Annotated in this window: 16 protein-coding genes; 2 read left to right on the forward strand and 14 right to left on the reverse strand. The window is 55.3% G+C overall.

Annotated features, from left to right (window positions below):
• Nucleotides 1-119: 119 nt before the first annotated feature.
• The 7 genes from ACFO3S_RS23335 to ACFO3S_RS23365 all read right to left on the reverse strand — a co-directional run bounded on the left by ACFO3S_RS23335 (nucleotide 120) and on the right by ACFO3S_RS23365 (nucleotide 8,149).
• Complete coding sequence (locus ACFO3S_RS23335; RefSeq protein WP_378100985.1) at nucleotides 120-1,661, reverse strand: gamma-glutamyltransferase family protein; 1,542 nt, start codon at nucleotides 1,659-1,661, stop codon at nucleotides 120-122.
• Nucleotides 1,662-1,808: 147 nt separating this feature from the next.
• Nucleotides 1,809-2,651, reverse strand: a complete 843-nt coding sequence (locus tag ACFO3S_RS23340) for a carbohydrate ABC transporter permease (RefSeq protein ID WP_378100954.1) — start codon at nucleotides 2,649-2,651, stop codon at nucleotides 1,809-1,811.
• Nucleotides 2,652-2,658: 7 nt separating this feature from the next.
• Entirely contained in the window at nucleotides 2,659-3,543 is an 885-nt protein-coding gene (locus tag ACFO3S_RS23345) for a carbohydrate ABC transporter permease (protein ID WP_378100956.1), read from the reverse strand.
• A 65-nt stretch (nucleotides 3,544-3,608) separates the two neighbouring features.
• On the reverse strand, nucleotides 3,609-4,934 hold the full coding sequence (locus tag ACFO3S_RS23350; RefSeq protein ID WP_378100958.1) for an ABC transporter substrate-binding protein: 1,326 nt from the start codon (nucleotides 4,932-4,934) through the stop codon (nucleotides 3,609-3,611).
• Between the two features lie 116 nt (nucleotides 4,935-5,050).
• Complete coding sequence (locus tag ACFO3S_RS23355; RefSeq protein WP_378100960.1) at nucleotides 5,051-5,809, reverse strand: glucosamine-6-phosphate deaminase; 759 nt, start codon at nucleotides 5,807-5,809, stop codon at nucleotides 5,051-5,053.
• Nucleotides 5,810-5,843: 34 nt separating this feature from the next.
• The gene (locus ACFO3S_RS23360; protein ID WP_378100962.1) at nucleotides 5,844-7,154 is read right to left on the reverse strand and encodes a family 4 glycosyl hydrolase; all 1,311 of its coding nucleotides are present in this window, start codon (nucleotides 7,152-7,154) and stop codon (nucleotides 5,844-5,846) included.
• Nucleotides 7,151-8,149, reverse strand: coding sequence for an ROK family protein (locus tag ACFO3S_RS23365; RefSeq protein ID WP_378100963.1), 999 nt, complete (start codon nucleotides 8,147-8,149; stop codon nucleotides 7,151-7,153). Before ACFO3S_RS23365 ends, ACFO3S_RS23360 begins: the two co-directional genes overlap by 4 nt.
• Before the next feature lie 143 nt (nucleotides 8,150-8,292).
• Between ACFO3S_RS23365 and ACFO3S_RS23370 the strand changes: the two genes are divergently transcribed.
• Nucleotides 8,293-9,180, forward strand: a complete 888-nt coding sequence (locus ACFO3S_RS23370) for an AraC family transcriptional regulator (RefSeq protein ID WP_378100965.1) — start codon at nucleotides 8,293-8,295, stop codon at nucleotides 9,178-9,180.
• Nucleotides 9,181-9,426: 246 nt separating this feature from the next.
• Here ACFO3S_RS23370 and ACFO3S_RS23375 read toward each other — a convergent pair whose 3' ends face one another.
• Genes ACFO3S_RS23375 through ACFO3S_RS23395 form a run of 5 tightly spaced genes read right to left on the reverse strand, consistent with a single transcriptional unit; the run spans nucleotide 9,427 to nucleotide 13,679 of the window.
• On the reverse strand, nucleotides 9,427-10,695 hold the full coding sequence (locus ACFO3S_RS23375) for an ABC transporter permease (protein WP_378100967.1): 1,269 nt from the start codon (nucleotides 10,693-10,695) through the stop codon (nucleotides 9,427-9,429).
• Nucleotides 10,688-11,593 carry an ABC transporter ATP-binding protein gene (locus ACFO3S_RS23380; RefSeq protein WP_378100969.1) on the reverse strand — a complete coding sequence of 302 codons (906 nt, stop codon included), beginning with the start codon at nucleotides 11,591-11,593 and terminating at the stop codon, nucleotides 10,688-10,690. The genes ACFO3S_RS23375 and ACFO3S_RS23380 overlap by 8 nt, the downstream gene beginning before the upstream one ends.
• On the reverse strand, nucleotides 11,590-12,513 hold the full coding sequence (locus ACFO3S_RS23385) for an ATP-binding cassette domain-containing protein (protein ID WP_378100971.1): 924 nt from the start codon (nucleotides 12,511-12,513) through the stop codon (nucleotides 11,590-11,592). The genes ACFO3S_RS23380 and ACFO3S_RS23385 overlap by 4 nt, the downstream gene beginning before the upstream one ends.
• A complete protein-coding gene (locus ACFO3S_RS23390) occupies nucleotides 12,510-12,917 on the reverse strand; it encodes a GntR family transcriptional regulator (protein WP_378100973.1) in 408 nt (135 codons plus the stop codon). Before ACFO3S_RS23390 ends, ACFO3S_RS23385 begins: the two co-directional genes overlap by 4 nt.
• Before the next feature lie 30 nt (nucleotides 12,918-12,947).
• A complete protein-coding gene (locus ACFO3S_RS23395) occupies nucleotides 12,948-13,679 on the reverse strand; it encodes a hypothetical protein (protein ID WP_378100975.1) in 732 nt (243 codons plus the stop codon).
• 268 nt (nucleotides 13,680-13,947) lie between these two features.
• Here ACFO3S_RS23395 and ACFO3S_RS23400 point away from each other — a divergent pair, with 268 nt between their 5' ends.
• Complete coding sequence (locus ACFO3S_RS23400; RefSeq protein WP_378100977.1) at nucleotides 13,948-14,889, forward strand: RluA family pseudouridine synthase; 942 nt, start codon at nucleotides 13,948-13,950, stop codon at nucleotides 14,887-14,889.
• 24 nt (nucleotides 14,890-14,913) lie between these two features.
• Here the strand turns inward: ACFO3S_RS23400 and ACFO3S_RS23405 are convergent, their stop codons facing one another.
• The gene (locus tag ACFO3S_RS23405) at nucleotides 14,914-15,342 is read right to left on the reverse strand and encodes a DMT family transporter (protein WP_378100979.1); all 429 of its coding nucleotides are present in this window, start codon (nucleotides 15,340-15,342) and stop codon (nucleotides 14,914-14,916) included.
• A gap of 13 nt (nucleotides 15,343-15,355) precedes the next feature.
• On the reverse strand, nucleotides 15,356-16,054 hold the full coding sequence (locus tag ACFO3S_RS23410; protein WP_378100981.1) for a cyclic nucleotide-binding domain-containing protein: 699 nt from the start codon (nucleotides 16,052-16,054) through the stop codon (nucleotides 15,356-15,358).
• Between the last annotated feature and the right edge of the window lie 267 nt (nucleotides 16,055-16,321).

The raw sequence follows: 16,321 nt of genomic DNA on the forward strand, positions 1-16,321 counted from the left end.
TTGCGGGGTGCCGCCCCGTTATTTTCCCTTATTATGGTTGAAGCCGAACCGATTTGTCAATCAATCGACCGCAAAACATCCGAAGCAGCCGTCGACGATGATTGGGTTCAACCTGCAGCTTACCAAACCGCGATCGAACCGTCGGTTCGAGGCTCCGTCGCTCCGATCAGCACTCCGTTCGGCCGGCGCCATATGATTTGCCCTTTGCCGAAAATCCGGCGATCGGCGGTCCACTTGATATCGTGACCTTTTCTCGATAACGCCATTGCGATCGAATCGGGAAAGGACGGCTCTACGTAGACCGTCTTCCCTCCCGTCCAATGCCATCTCGGCGCATCCAGCGCTGCCTGGGGATTCAATCCGCGATCGATCATATTCATAAGCACCTGTATATGACCTTGAGGCTGCATGTAGCCGCCCATTACGCCAAAGCTCCCGACTGGCTCTCCGTTTTGCGTCAAAAATCCCGGAATGATGGTGTGATAGGAGCGTTTGCCGGGAGCCAGAGCATTGGCGCTGAGCGGATCGAAGGAGAAGCTTGCGCCGCGGTTCTGCAGGCTTATCCCCGTTCCGGGCACTACGATTCCCGAGCCGAATCCGTTAGCGTTGCTTTGAATGAAGGAAACCATGTTTCCCTCGCCGTCCGCAGCGGCAAGATAGACCGTGCCGCTCTGCGGCAGCTTGCCGGGTTCCGGGGCGGTCGCGCGCTGACCGATCCGCTTTCTCCGCTCCGCAGCGTACCGTTCGTCCAGCAACTGCTCGATACGAATTCTCATATATCGCGGATCGGCGATATAATGCCGCCCATCCGCAAAGGCCAGCTTAAGCGCCTCTATCTGCATGTGGCAGAATTCCGCCTCTCCTCGCCCGTACACCTCCATCTCCTTCAGCATGTTCAGGGCCAGCAACGCGACAAGCCCCTGTCCGCTCGGCGGAATTTCCCATACCTCAAATCCTTTATAGGAGATGCCGATCGGCTCGACCCACTCGGGACGATAGCCGGCGAAGTCCTCCGGAGCGAAATAACCGCCCGTCCGCCGCGAGTACGCCACGATTTCCTCCATGATTGGACCCTCGTAAAAAGATTTGCCGTTCGTTTCGGCAATTGCCGTCAGCGTTCGGGCATGATCCGGCGAAGACCAGACCTCTCCGATATCGGGCGCTCTGCCGTCCAGGGTGAACGTCTTAAACCACGGCTCAAACGCTTCTCCCGTCAAAGTATCGTGAAAGATGTCCGTTTTGAGCTTCCATCGGGTCCACAGATCGGGCTGGATCGGGAATCCGCGTTCCGCTATTTCGATAGCCGGCTGCAGCAACACTCGGAACGGAAGCCTGCCGAACCGCTCGGACAAAGCCGACCATCCCCCCGGAGCTCCCGGAACAGTCACAGAAGGCCAGCCCGTCTCGGGAATACGATCGTAGCCTTGGCGCTTTAACCGATCAATGGATAAGGCCAGCGGAGCCGGTCCGCTGGCGTTTAACCCGTGCAATTTCCCCTTCGTCCACAACAGCGCGAAGCAGTCGCCGCCGATTCCGTTGGATGCGGGTTCCACCACCGTTAAACAGGCGGCGGCTGCGATGGCCGCATCGATCGCGTTGCCCCCCTGCTTGAGCATATCGATCCCGGTCTGAGCAGCGAGCGGCTGCGATGCGGCCACCATCCCCCTCGAGGCATAGACCACATGTCTTTTCGACGGATACGGGTAATCCAATGCATCATGTCGCCATTCATCAACCTTCAATTGAATCTCCCCTCGCTATCATCGCGCTTTCGCTTCGAAGATGATCCCCTGCGCTGCTAGAAGCCATTATCCCTTTAGTCCGCTGGTGCTGATTCCCTCTACGATATATTTCTGAAAGAAGAAGAACACCAGCATGACAGGAATCAGACTGACGACCATCATGGCAAACATCGCTCCCCAGTTCGATACCGCCTCCGGGTCGGCAAACATCTTCAGGGCGAGCGATACCGTATATTTCGACGGGCTGCTTAGATAAATCAGCGGCCCCATGAAGTCGTCCCACCTCCAATAAAAAGAAAAAATCGCCGAGGTCATCATGGCGGGCACCACAAGCGGAGCAATGATCCGGTAGAACACCCTAAACCTGTTGCAGCCGTCAATCGTCGCCGCTTCATCCAATTCATACGGTATCGTTCGAATAAATTGCATGATCAGGAAGATAAAGAAGGGCGTGCCGAAAAAGGTGGGAAAGATCAAAGGCCAGTACGTATTGATCCAATCCAACTCGTTGAACATAATATACTGCGGCACCATAGTAATCTCGCCCGGCAGCATCAGCGTCAGCAGCATACAAATAAACCAGAGCTTCTTGCCTCTGAATCGTAACCTGGCAAATCCGTAAGCGACGACCGTCGACGAGATCACGCTCCCTACGGTAGCCAATATCACGACAAACAGCGTATTGGCATAGAACGTCGTGAACGTTATGCCGCCGAAGCCCTTCCATCCAATCGCATAATTTTCGAAATGCCAGCCTTGCGGAATCAGAGAATTGGCCTGGACAAACACCTGGGAGGATTCCTTCAGCGAACTGGAGATGAGCCAGACGATCGGATACAGCATGACCAGGGTCAGGACGGCTGCGATCACATGTCTAGCCGCGCCCGATAACCGATGTGCGTTCTTCATCCGAATGCTACCTCCCATCCTCGTAATGCACCCAATAACGGGAGCTCGTAAACACCAATGCCGTCAATATCGCCACAATGAACAATAAAAGCCATGCCATCGCAGAGGCATATCCCATATCGAAAAAGACGAATCCTCTTCTAAATAAATACAGCACATATAGAAGCGTGCTATTCATCGGTCCGCCGTTCGTAATAATAAAGCTGGGAGTAAAGGTCATAAAGCCGCCGATCGTTTGCATGACTAGATTAAAGAGGATGACCGGGGACAGCAGCGGCAGAGTAATCTTGAAAAATCGCCTCCACGCTCCCGCTCCATCCACATTCGCCGCTTCGTAATACGACATCGGTATATTTTTCAACCCGGCGAGAAAAATCAGCATCGCCGATCCGAACTGCCATCCCACCAGCAGCACGATCGTCCAGATCGCCGTTTTCGGATTGCCAAGCCAAGCAACCGTGGAAATATTCATACTCTCCAATATCGAGTTAATGGCTCCGCGACTGCCGAACAGCTGCTTCCACATCACCGCTACGGCTACGCTGCCGCCGACAATCGAAGGAAGATAGAGCATCGTTCGATAAAATCCGGAAAAACGAACAATCCGGCTCAAGAGCATCGCTACAGCTAACGAGATGGTCAGTTTGAACGGTACGGAGGTCACAACAAAAATCAGGGTGACCTTCAACGAATGCCAAAACAACTCATCATGAAAAAACATTCGTTTGTAATTATCTATTCCATTCCAACGGGCCTCGCCGATCAGATCGTAATCGGTGAACGACAGATAGAAAGACATGAGCACCGGAAAAATCGTAAACAAAAAGAAACCGATTAAAAAGGGAGAGATAAACGAATATCCCGCCACGTTCTGATAGCGTTTGCGCTCCATCTCTGCTTCCTCCAATTCCAAGCTTCCGCAGCGCCTCTCCGCTGCGCGCTGCGGAAGCTATACGTTTACTGGCTGAGCACACCTTCGGATCTTGTTCTAAACTCCTTGGCCGCTTCTTCGGGGGTGATCGCTCCGAAAAGCACCTTCTCCTCTATTTGCGTGTAGATGCTGACATTCTCCTGGAAGGTAAGAGGCAGGTTGAAATTCTTCGGGCTGCTATGAGACGCTATCAGCTCGATATAGTCAAAGGACAGCAGAATGGAATTATCGATCTTGTCCCGGATTTCTTCGCGCACGACCGAGTTAATCGGCACCCCGCGTCCTGCCGCCAGAATCGCGTTGGCCTCTATGCTATTATTAAAGAAGTTAATGAACTTGGCCGCTTCTTCTTTATTTTCGGATGACTTGGGAATCGACCAGTACTGGGATTCCTTCAAGTACATGCCGCTCTCTTCGCCCGGCCCCGGCATCGGCGCCATTAGAATCGGCCTTTGCGCCGAGTCGTTCAAATCGCTGATCGTGTTCGACCAGGCTCCGACCATCATGCCCGCCATCCCGTGCACCAGCATGGAATTGTTCGTCGCATTGTACTCCAGGTTCACATCGGGCGGCGGTATGATCCCTTCTTTCACCATGCTTTGCAGCATCTGAAAGTAATCGATCAGAATCTGGTCATCGTCAAATCCAAGACCGTTCCTCTGCTCATTGAACCACTGATAACCGCGTTGCCGCACATAATAATCAAACAGATCGCGATTGGTCGCCAGCGTAAAGCCGTATTCCACGAGTCCTTGCTTCTTTAACTCGCGGGCGGCTTCTATATAGTCGTCCCATGTCCACCCGAGCTCCGGTTGACTCAGATTGGCTTTCTCGAACAGCTCTTTATCGTAAAAAATAGAGAGTGCATTTTGCCCTATAGAGATTCCCGCCAATTGGTCGGAAAAGGTGCCGTTGGCGATAACGACCGGATCCACATTGGACATATCAATCACTCCGCTGTCCACAAATTCCGTCAAATCGTGCAACAGCCCTCTTTCCGCATACTCGGAGAGGAAGCTCCCCATATTGACCACATCAGGCAAGTTATTCCCGGCAGCCTGAGTGCTCAGTCGATCCACGTACGCATTGAAGTCGGCAAACTCCATCTCGATCTTGATGCCGGGATTTTGCTCCTCGTACAGCTTCACCGCCTGTTGGGTCGTATCATGCAAATATTGGCTTCCCCACCATGCTATTCGCAGCGTCGTTTTTCCTTCCTGCTGGCTGCTCCCCTGCCCCCCAGTCGCGCTGTTGGCCGGAGCTCCCCCCTGATTGCTGCCGCTGCATGCGGCCAGAAACATAGACAACGAGACAACTACGCTTAACAGAGCAACCCATTTCCCTCTTTTCATACCCGTAAACCTCCCCAGTAGTCAATGATCCGATTCTGAAAACGCCTTCAAAACATCGTCTTAAACAACCGCTGTCCACAGGCAGCAGGTTCCCGCAGTGGAGCAGCGGCGTACTATCATCCAGCGCTTGCGTGTTTCCTGAATGCGGACAGCTGGCCGGCGGCCGCTTCCTCATCCATATACACCGTCACGAACGGGTGAAGCTGCAGAACCGAAGCCGGTACATTCGGGGTAACCGCTCCGAACAAAGCCCGTTCTGCGATTTTCGCCTTGTGGCTTCCTTTCACCACCAGCATGATTCGTTTGGCCATCATAATATTGCGAATCCCCATCGTAATCCCTTGACGAGCCACTTTATCGACGGAACCGAATAACTCCGCTTTTGCCCGAATGGTCGTGTCGGCGATATCGGCCACTCTCATCGTCGTTTCGAAGGCCGTCCCCGGTTCATTAAAAGCGATATGTCCGTTTTCTCCTATGCTGAGAATCTGAAGATCGATCCCCCCTCGCGCACGGATCGAAGCTTCATAATCTTTGCACTCCTGCTCCAGGGACCGGGCTATGCCATTGGGCACGAATACATTCTCGTCGCGAATGTTCAACCCCTGCAGCAAGCTTTGCTTGACTCGCGCCCGGCAGCTGATCGGATCCGTCGGCGCGAGACCGACGTACTCGTCCAGATTAAACGTCGTAACGCGGCTATAGTCCAAGTCGAGCTCTCGATGAAGCTCTACCATTCTGCGAAATAGACCTTCCGTCGTATTACCGGTTGCCAGACCTAACACGCAATCCGGTTTCCGCAAAACCTGCCGGCTGACGGCGACGGCAGCCGACCGATCCACTTCGTCCCCGTTCTTCTTGATGTGTATATCCAATATGACGATCCCACCATTCCCGTCCGATAATGAATTAAAATTGGGGCAAATATCGCTTCTGCGCCTCGATCAGTTCATTCGTCAATGCAGCCGCCTGCGATTCATCCGCCATGTAACCGCCCATCATGATCGCTTCCAGAAACAGCTCGCGATCTCCGCTCAGCCCCGCATCCACCGTTTTCTCGACGATCTCGATATGCTTTCGAATCTCTCCGTACAGATGGCCCGGAAAATCCGGAAGCTGTAGCGCCTTGAAACCGCTTGCCGTCGCTGCTGCCGGAAGCTCCAGAACCGCATCCGCCGGCAGCTCCGGCAGCGCATGTCCGTTCGGCATGTTGACATGATAGATTTTGCGCTCGTCTCTCTCCAGGGAATCAATAATCTCGATCAGCTGCTCATGTTCGCCGTCGAACCGCTGAAAGAACTCTTTCGGGAGCTCCGAATCCGAGGAAGCGAGGCGCATCGAATCGGCAAATACCTGATCCCCGTATTCGATCGTGCCTTCGAACGAATAGGCGTCGATGCCCAAGGTTTTGCCGTAATAACGCCCCTCCAGCATGCTTTCTTCCGTAAATTCGGAGTAATGTCTGTCATCCGACACCGGATACACGCCATAAGTCTCGATGACGCTCCTCGACAGCGGACCGATCTCGCTCTGTGCGGATCCTTTGGTCCGTTCCAACTGACTGCGAACTTGCTGCCAGGCATCCTTGCCGTCGCAACGCAGATCGTACATGAACACCATGTGGTTCACGCCGGCCGCCAGCGCCGTCGTACGGCTAGGATCCAGCCCGGCGAAACGAGCGATGCGGCGCTGACCGTTTTTCACGCCGTGACACAGGCCGATGACCGGGAACCCCGTCTTTTTGATCGTTGCCCGCACAATTGCGGTCATCGGGTTGGAGTAGTTAAAGAATCTCGCCTGCGGACAGTAAACCATCATATCCTCAACCAGCCCGACAACCGCGGGAATCATGCGCATCGCACGGGATATCCCGCCGGGGCCTACGCTGTCTCCAACCGGATGAAAGATGCCGTACTTCCGTGAAATAAACACGTCCTGTTCCCACGCTCGTCTGCCTCCGACCCCGATCGTACTCACCACATAATCCGCCCCGGATAATACCTCCTTGCGATCTGTGGAACAAGACAATTGCAAATCGCCGCCCCGAGCCGCGATCATCTTTTGACACAATCGCTGCATGCCCTTAAGCACATCCGCATCGGTATCGACTAGGGCAAGATGCCAACGCTGGCCGTTTTTTTGCTCGAGCAAATCCATAATGAAGCCTTGCGTAAACACGACGCTGCCCGCGCCGACGAGAACGATTTTTTTGCCTGTCATCGTACTCCCCCCGAATGAAATCCATATTTTCTTCCTGCGACGCAGGCTGCTCCGAGCAGCCCGACCAAGGATGGATCCAGATTTGATTTCTTCAGATTTTTAACACCGGGATACGCAAAAGTTCCTGCATGCGAATCGATATAAGCAAGCAGCCGATCGTACAGTCCGTCTCCGTAGAAAAGCCCTCCGCCAAATACGATCGCTCCGGGATTGAACAGCACAAGCAGATTGATCACCGCTTTTCCCAACGCCTTAACGGATCGTTCCGTCAATTCCGCAGCCAGCGGATCGCCGTGACCGGCGGCGATGAACAGATCTCCGGCCGTCAGCGTCCCATCGAAAGCCTTCTCGCTTAAAGCCGTGGAAGCCGCTTTTCCGCCGCTGATCGCCTTTTTCGCCAGAGCCGTCAGATCTCCGCCGGAAGCAATCATCTCCAGACACCCGCGTTGACCGCATTTGCACCATTCGCCTTGCTCTTCCACCAACATGTGACCGATCTCGCCCGCAGCTCCGGTCGCACCGCGAATCAGTTCTCCTCCGCTGACAAAGCCGGCCGAGATGCCCGTACCCGCGTTCAGATAAACAAAATCGTCATAAGCCTTTCCCGTCCCCCACTGCATTTCGGCGGATGTCGCAGCGAATACGTCATTGTCGATGGCCGTTTGCAGATCGTATCGCTCAAGCATGAGCGTCCTCATGTCGACCTCTTGACGTATGGGGATGTTCACCGCCTTCTTCCAAATGCCGTTCTTGACGTCTACCTGACCGACCAGCCCCATGCCGGCAGCATACGGGTAGGGCAGGTGCCGCGTTCTGTCCAAATACCTGTCAATCGCCTGAAATATGGATGAAAGTGTTGTTTCCTGATTCGTTCGGTCCATCGGAAAACGTTCGCTGTATACGATTTCTCCGGTTTCGCGAACATGCCCGATTCTCACTTTTGTGCCGCCGACATCAATGCCCAGAATCGCTTGTTGCTTACCTGAATAAGTCATGACACCTCCGTGAATGGATTAAGAGTATGGATTGCCCTGCCCTCAGGACAATGCTATTATAGCACCAGGCATTGCAGGCCCAGTATGTTGCGTTAACCTGTTTTTATGTATAAATCGACTGGATGCAGAAGGAGGGAAGGATCTTGAACTACGCTTCTACTTACGCTTCCACCTACGATAACGAAAATTATCATGGCAGCGGATTTGCCAGCAAGGACGAATTCGTGCATGTCAATAGCGCCGGCTATTACGAATTTGACCCTCCTAACGGCTTGACCTATCGACAGTTCGGAAGGCAAGATTACTATCTCTCCTACAATCATTCCGGTGAAATGCTTGTGAAGATCAACCAGAAGACGCACGAGATAGGCCCGGGTACCGTGTTCATCTACCCACCGTTCGCCGAACAATATTATCAGCAGAAGGACAATCAATTAATATCGAATTACTGGGTTCATTTTACCGGGTTCGGCATTCCTGAATTGTTGCTGAGATCGAACTTGGAGTACAATCAAATCTACAACCTGGATGTCAATACGGAAATTCCGGGCCTGATCGAGGAGATCATCGAGGAAATATCGCGCAAGCAGCATGATTACCAACACGTGGCGTCAACGATTTTGCAGAAGTTATTTTTCATGATTTCCCGTAAAAATCAAGCCAAAAACAACAATAACCCGAATGCGGTTCGGGACAACAGAATTTCCAATTCCATTGAGTTTATTCACAAGAACTACAGGCAAGCGATCACGGTGGCCGAGCTTTCCGAGATCAGCTGCTTGAGTTTAAGCCGTTACACAGCGGTATTCCGGGAGATTGTCGGGGTGTCGCCGCAGCAATACCTCGTTCGTTATCGCCTGCAAAAAGCGAAAGAGCTGTTATCTACAACCGATCTGAGCGTAGGACAGATCGCGGACCTCGTCGGCTATCCGGACCAGTTCCATTTCAGCAAAATATTTAAGAAACACGAGTCCGCAACTCCTCTCGCTTATCGAAAGAACGGCAAAGCGCAGCGGCTGTACACGCCGTAAGGCCGGGCAACCAGAGACGCGACAAGGAGCAGGCTGCGCGCAATCAAGCATAAACGGCTTGCGCCGTCCTAAGCAAACACGCCTTCGGCGACCTCTAGATGCAGAATCGCGTTTTTGTCGGAGGGGATTCAGAATAGGATAGCGAATTTGATCCTTTCTGAATACGAAGAAAGGGAATGGCTTGCCGCGAGCTCTGCAGCGGGCAAGCCATTCCCTTATCGTGCACTGGGCTTCTATATCGTTGCCTTACACCTTGTATGCCTTCATAGCCTTGAAGATCTCCTTCATCGAAGGGCGCTTGCCGTACATCAGCACGCCGACGCGGTAGATCTTCGCGGAAATCCAGCCGATCGCCAGAATCGAAGCGACCAGAATGCCGACGGACAAGGCGATCTCCCACCAGGCCGGCTCCGACACTCCGATCCGCAGGAACATGAGGAACGGAGAGAAGAACGGAATGTACTGGCAGACGACCATCAACGTGCTGTCCGGCTGGTTCAAGCCGAAGATGGCGATGTAGAAGCCGACGAGCGTCAGCATCGTAATCGGCATAACCGCCTGACCGAGATCCTCGGTCCGGCTCACGATCGATCCGACTGCCGCGAACAAGGTCGCGTACAGGAAGAAGCCGGCCAGGTAGAAAAATACCGCGAAGAGCAGCAGCAGCGGGTCGATCGTGCCGAGATCGAAGCCGAAGCTCTTCAGAATGTCCGAGTTGTGCGGCAGCGTCAGGTTCGCCACCAGCGCTCCGACCAGAATGACGATCTGGATGATGGCGACGAAGAACGTGCCGAGTATTTTCCCCCACATCTGCTTCAGCGGGGACACGCTCGTAACGATGATTTCCATGACGCGGGAGCTCTTCTCCGCCGTTATTTCCGTGGCGATCAGCTGCCCCGAGATCATGACGGCCATGAACAGCAGGATAATCATGACGTACGTAAGGGCAATGGCGACGCCTTGCTCTTCCTCCGTCTTGCCCTTCTCGTCCGTGAAGCTGACCTTCTGGGTCTGGAACGAAACGGGAGCATGCAGCTGCGCCTTCTGCGCGTCGGTCAATCCGGCGTCTTCCAGAATCGTATCGTACTTCACCTGCTGAAGAGCGGCTGTCAGCGAGGAGGAGGTACCGCCCTCGAAGGCCGTCTTGGAGTTGTACGTCACCTTCGGGAATCCGGCGGCGGCGTCTTCCTCGAACGTCAAGTAGCCTTTAATGTCGCCGCTCTCCAGCGCCGTCTTCAGATCCTCCTCGGACGCCAAGCCGATCAATTCCACGCCCGGCTCCGGAAGCATGGCGTAATAGCCTTTGAGCCCCTCCACGACCTGAGCCTGCTGCCCTTCCGCGTAGCCGACCTTCGTCGCGCTCCCGCCGCCGCCGCTCAGCTTGTCGATCAGATACGGAAGATTGCCCACCACGACGAGCAGCACCGCGAGCACTACCGTCATAATGATAAAGCTTTTGCTGCGCAGCTTGTTGCGCATCGTAAACGACATGACCGTCCATAAGCTGTTATTCATGGCTCTCACCTACCGTTTTAATAAAGATTTCGTTAAGCGTCGGTTCCAACACCTCGAAGCGGTTGACCGGACCTTGCTCCAGGGCGTGCTTCAGAATGAGCTGGCCCGCCTCCGGTGAATCCACCCTCAGCTCGTAGCCGCCGTGCTCGTGCACGATGACTTGCTTGACGCCCGGGATCGCGTCCAGCCCGTCAATCTTGCCGTCGGCGGCCACGATGACGCGCTCTTGGGGAAACTTCTTCTTGAGTTCCCTGATCGGGCCTTGCAGCACCGGATTGGACTTGTGCATAATCGTAATGTTGCGGCACAGCTCCTCGACATGCTCCATTCGGTGCGTCGAGAACACGATGCTCGTGCCTCCGTCGCGCAGCTCCTTGACCGTCGATTTGAGCAGTTCCACGTTAACCGGGTCCAGTCCGCTGAATGCTTCGTCCATAATGACGATCTTCGGCTTATGGATGACGGCGGCGATAAACTGGATTTTCTGCTGGTTCCCCTTGGAGAGCTCTTCGACCTTCTTGTTGTAATACTCCGGCACCTGAAACTTCTCCAGCCACATCTTCAGATTCGCATCCGCATCCTTCCGGGACATGCCTCGAAGCTGCGCGAGATACAGAATCTGATCGCTTACCTTGATCTTCGGATACATGCCCCGCTCCTCCGGCAGGTAGCCCAACATGCTCAGCTGCTGCGAGCTGTAGGGGTTGCCGTGATAGCGAATGCTCCCTTCGTCCGGCAGTATTAGGCCCAGAATCATGCGCATCGTCGTCGTTTTTCCGGCGCCGTTGGCGCCGAGCAAGCCGTAGATCTCCCCTTCCGACACTTCGAAGCTAAGACCGTTTACGGCCCTCTTGTCGCCATAATTTTTAATAATTCCTTCCACTCTTAACGGATTCATCGTCTTGCTTCCTCCTTTCGAATTAAACAGCTTAATATATCTTCCAGATCCATGCGCTGGACGGCCAGCACCCGGAATCCGTTGTCGCGGCAATACGCTTCTCCCTGCTCCGGATCGTCCACCTCCAGCCGGTAGAGCCCCGGCCCCGCTTCCGTCAGACCTTGGAAGCCCGGAGCGCGCTGAAGCCTCTCGCTTCCGCCCCTAGAAGAGGAGTCGATCTGAACGACGATCGTTCGCCAATCGTCCAGCAGCCGATCCTTCTCGTAGAGGCCGAGGATTCGCCCGCGGTAGATAAACAGAATGTAATCGGCCAGCCGCCGGATCTCCTCGAGAATGTGGGTCGCCAGCACGAGCGTCCGATCCCCGGGTTCCATATAGCGCCTGAGCTCCTCGAGCATCGTCTTCCAGGCGAACGGGTCCAGCCCGGAGGAGGGTTCGTCGAGCAGGAGCAGCTCCGGATCGTGCGCCATCGCGATGGAGAGCTCGGCTTTGCGGCGCATTCCTTTGGACATCTTGGACAGCTTGATTCCCCCGTCCACGTCGAAGTGACGAAGCAGCTTGCGGTACTTCTCCCAGTCCCACCCCGAGTACCAGCGGGAAGCGAAGCGAGCTTTCTCGTCGGCGGTCTGATGACTCTCATGGGCATGGGGAGCCTCGGCGAGAAACCCGATCCGGTTCTTGTAACGATCGTCCCGGTTTCCGTTAATCCGCGTGCCGAGAACTTCGGCCTCTCCCGACCGGACCGGCTCAAGCCCGAGCAGCGCTCGGAACAGCGTGCTCTTGCCGGAGCCGTTCGGTCCGACGATGGCCGTCACCATTCCTTTAGGAATGTCGCACTGGACCGGTCCCAGCGTAAACCTGTCATGCTGCAGCTCCACGCCGCGAAGGGAAATGGCAGCCTCCATATTCGCAGCCGTCATGAAGTGTCCCCCCCTTTTTCCGTCCATTTTCGCTGCAGAGCTTGCCGGAACGCCGTCTCGATCTCCTCCGGCGCGCATTGGAGCTGAAGGCCGAATTCGATCGCCTTTTCCAATTCCTCGCTCACCCGTTCCAGACGATGCTCGTCCCACGCGACCGGTTCCACTCCCGCCACGAACGTTCCCGTGCCCTGCCTCGTCCGAATCAATCCCTCGTTCTCCAAATCCTGATAAACCCTGCGCACCGTGATCGCGCTGCATTTCAACGAGAGAGCCAGCTCCCGAATCGAAGGAAGCAGCGTCCCTTCCTGCAGCTGTCCGCCGAGGATGAGTCCGCGGAGCTGGACTTCGATCTGATGATAGAGCGGTTCCGGACGCTGTTCATCTATGCGTATCGGCAGCCACACACACTCACCCCCGGTTTCAGTGTCCGCCGCTTAGAGCGGCAGCGACCTTGCGCGAATTTTGTCCACCGTCAGCCTATGGCCCAGTCCTACCGCAAAGACCGCGACGCAAGACAGCGTCAGCAAGAGCGCCCATCCGTACCCGTTCCGGGTCAAGTCGAGCACCGTCTTGAAGATGTTGATGCCCTGCCAGGTCAGCACAGTAACGATAACCCCCGCGAGCGCCATGATTCCCAAATACATCAAGAAATACTGCTTGCCGGTAAACCCAAGCTCGAACCCGATCAGCAGAACGACGATGATCGTGGCGTATGCCAGCCAGATCAAGCCGTTCTCGAGCCATTGAACTGGAGTGGCGTACCCTCTCAGCTGCGGCGATATCGCGTACTGAAGAAGAAGATATATCCCGGCGACGATCGGCATCATCACCCCGCTCTGAAGCATTCTTGCCCATACGATCGCCGAGACGGGCACCGGCATCGTGCGCCACTGGGCCAATCTCTTCGAATAGTAGTCGTCCCGCCACATCCCCCATGACGACTTGTTCATCACCAAGCCGAAGATCGGGTACATCGTCAGATTGAGAAAATCCAGGAAGCCGTGCAGCGCCGTCGGCATCTGCTTGTCCCCGTCCAATATTCCGTCAACCGCTGTGCTGTTGATCGCGCCCAGGTATACCGCGAACAGGAAGGTGAAAAGCATCCCGAACCGCTCTCGTCTCCACAAATAAGCTCCGATGTACGCGACGGCTTGCCGCTGGTTCATTCGGGGATCGCCTCCTGCACAGTGTTCATGTGTGTATATCCATATACACACTATACAGGGTACATTCCTTAACGTCAACTCCTATTGCGAGAGTTTTTTCCTTTCGGGGAAGAAGGTCGTCGTTACGATCTTGCGGAGGAACGATAAGAAAGCGGGGACGTTACGCTCGAAGCACGGCTCCTATGCCGTCGATTTCGTCTGCGCGGCCAAATGAGGTATAATCGATTGCAATAGCCCAACGCATGCGAGAGGAACGGTTGATGAGGATATGAGAAAAGAAAACAGAGCTTCCCGCCGGCATGCGGCGGCCGCCCCGGGCCGCCATCCGGCGCCGGCCAGACGGCTTCAGGTGACGGAGCCCGGCGAGCTATTGGAGTTTCTGCTCGCCAAGCTCGCGCCTCAGGGGCGCAACAGCGTCAAATCCATGCTCGCTCATGGTCAAATCGCGGTCGACGACCGGGTGGAGAAGCAGTATAATCATCCCCTTCTTCCCGGCCAGACGGTCACCGTAAGCAAGACGCGCGCTTCGTCGGCGCCGCCGTTGATCGGCTTGCGGATTTTGTACGAAGACGATGCGGTGATCGTCATCCACAAGGACGCCGGACTGCTGTCCATCGCGACCGCGCAGGAAACCGAGCTGACCGCTTACCGTCAATTGAACGCTCATGTTCGGCAGGCCGATCCCCGCGCCCGCGTCTTCGTGCTGCATCGGCTCGACCGGGAGACTTCCGGCGTCATGATGTTCGCCAAGAGCGAGCAGGTACAGAAGAGCATGCAGGACAACTGGAAGGACGTCGTTACGGAACGGACGTACGTCGCTCTGGTCGAAGGCCTGGTCAAGAAAGCGAGCGGAACGGTGTCGTCCTGGCTGAAGGAGACGTCCACTCTGAAAATGTACTCCAGTCCCGTGCCGAACGACGGTCAGCATGCCGTAACGCACTACAAGGTGCTGCGGGCCAGCCGCAGCTATTCGCTGCTGGAGATCGAACTGGAGACCGGACGCAAAAATCAGATTCGCGTCCATATGCAGGACATCGGCCATCCGATCGCCGGCGACAAGAAATACGGAGCGAAGACGAAGCCGTTCTCCCGTCTCGGCCTTCACGCCCGGGTGCTTGCCTTCAAGCATCCGACGACCGGCAAGCCGATGCGCTTCGAGACGGATATTCCGAAGCCGTTCCTGAGCCAGTTCAAGGAAGAATCCCGCTAGCCTTCCGCCACGAGGTCGCCCGCTTCATTTCAGCTTGAAAATCGCGACGCCCGCGATCATGACGCAGATGCCGATCAGCCTGTTCGCCGACAACGCCACCTTGTCGACGCCGAACAGGCCGAAGCTCTCGACGGCAAGCGTTCCAAGCAGCTGGGCGATCAGCAGAATGGCGATCGCGTACGCCGGATTCAACGCGATGACCGATTTCATCGCCGTGAAGACGATGACGACGCCCATGCAGCCGCCGAGAAGATACAGCTTGTTGACCGAGCCCAGCTTGTGCAAGCTTCCGTCTTTAACGAGCCAGAACACGACGAGCGACAGAACGAAGCCCGACCCGTGCACGATCGCGTTCGTCAGCCAAAAGCCGATCTTCTCGCTAAGCCGCACGTTGAATATCCCCTGCACGCTGACGAACAAGCCCGCGATCAGCGCGTATATAGCCCCCAGCATCCGCTTCACTCTCCTAGCTGTACAATGTGCCGCTCGCAAGCCGCCGCAAGCCCGCAATATCCTTGACGTACAGCGCTCCCCGCGACCGCTCGATCAACCCTTGCTCGACGAACTGCGCGATAACGCGGTTGAGATGGCGATAGCTCGTTCCAAGCAGTTCCGCGATATCGGTCAGCTTGGACGCCCTCAGCTCCTCGATGCGTTCCCGGTCGTGTTCATCGGTCGTAATCGCGACCAGGTAGCTGGCAAACCTCGTTTCCACCGGGTATAAGAGGTTGAGGCTGGCGACGGAGGAATTCGTACTCAGCTTGCGGGCCAGATGCAGGATGATGAAGCGCAGGAAAGCCGGATCTTCGCTCGCCGTATTGGCCAGCGCCTGCCGCTTGATGCCGATAAACAGCGATTCCCCTACCGATTCCACCGAGCTGCTGACCTTCAAGTCTCCCAAAGTCTCCATATCTCCAATCAGGCTCAGCGGATTGTTGAACCGGAGCAGAATCGACTTCCCGTTGGGCAGCACCCGGTAGATTTTGACCTTCCCCCGGACCAGCATGAAGAGGTGATCGAGGCTGTCCTCAGCCCGGCAGATCAACTCCCCTTTGCCGAACTCGTACAGCTCCATGACCTTCTCCGTCTTCTCCCCGAACTTGCCGCTCAGCCGATGCTCGTCCATGACGCTCCGCAGCAGCGCCGGATCTCGAATTGTCCTCATTTCGTTCACCTGACCGTCTATTGTCTGCTCCCATTGTAAAACCATTGTTCCCCCAAGCATAAACGGCTTACGCCGTCCTTAGGATCGGCGGGATAACGTTTATGTCGGAGGTGATTCAGATAAGGATAACGAATTTTATACTTTCTGGCGTGTAATATAATCCGATTAGAACAGGAAATCCCCAGCGACTATCGAAGAAAGAAGCACCCGACAGAGAGAGCTTCAATCTTACCTACCCTACCCTAGGAGGTTGAAGTCGCATGGGGA

This window comes from Cohnella hongkongensis (assembly GCF_042654645.1).
In the GTDB taxonomy this organism is placed as follows: Bacteria; Bacillota; Bacilli; order Paenibacillales; family Paenibacillaceae; genus Cohnella; species Cohnella hongkongensis.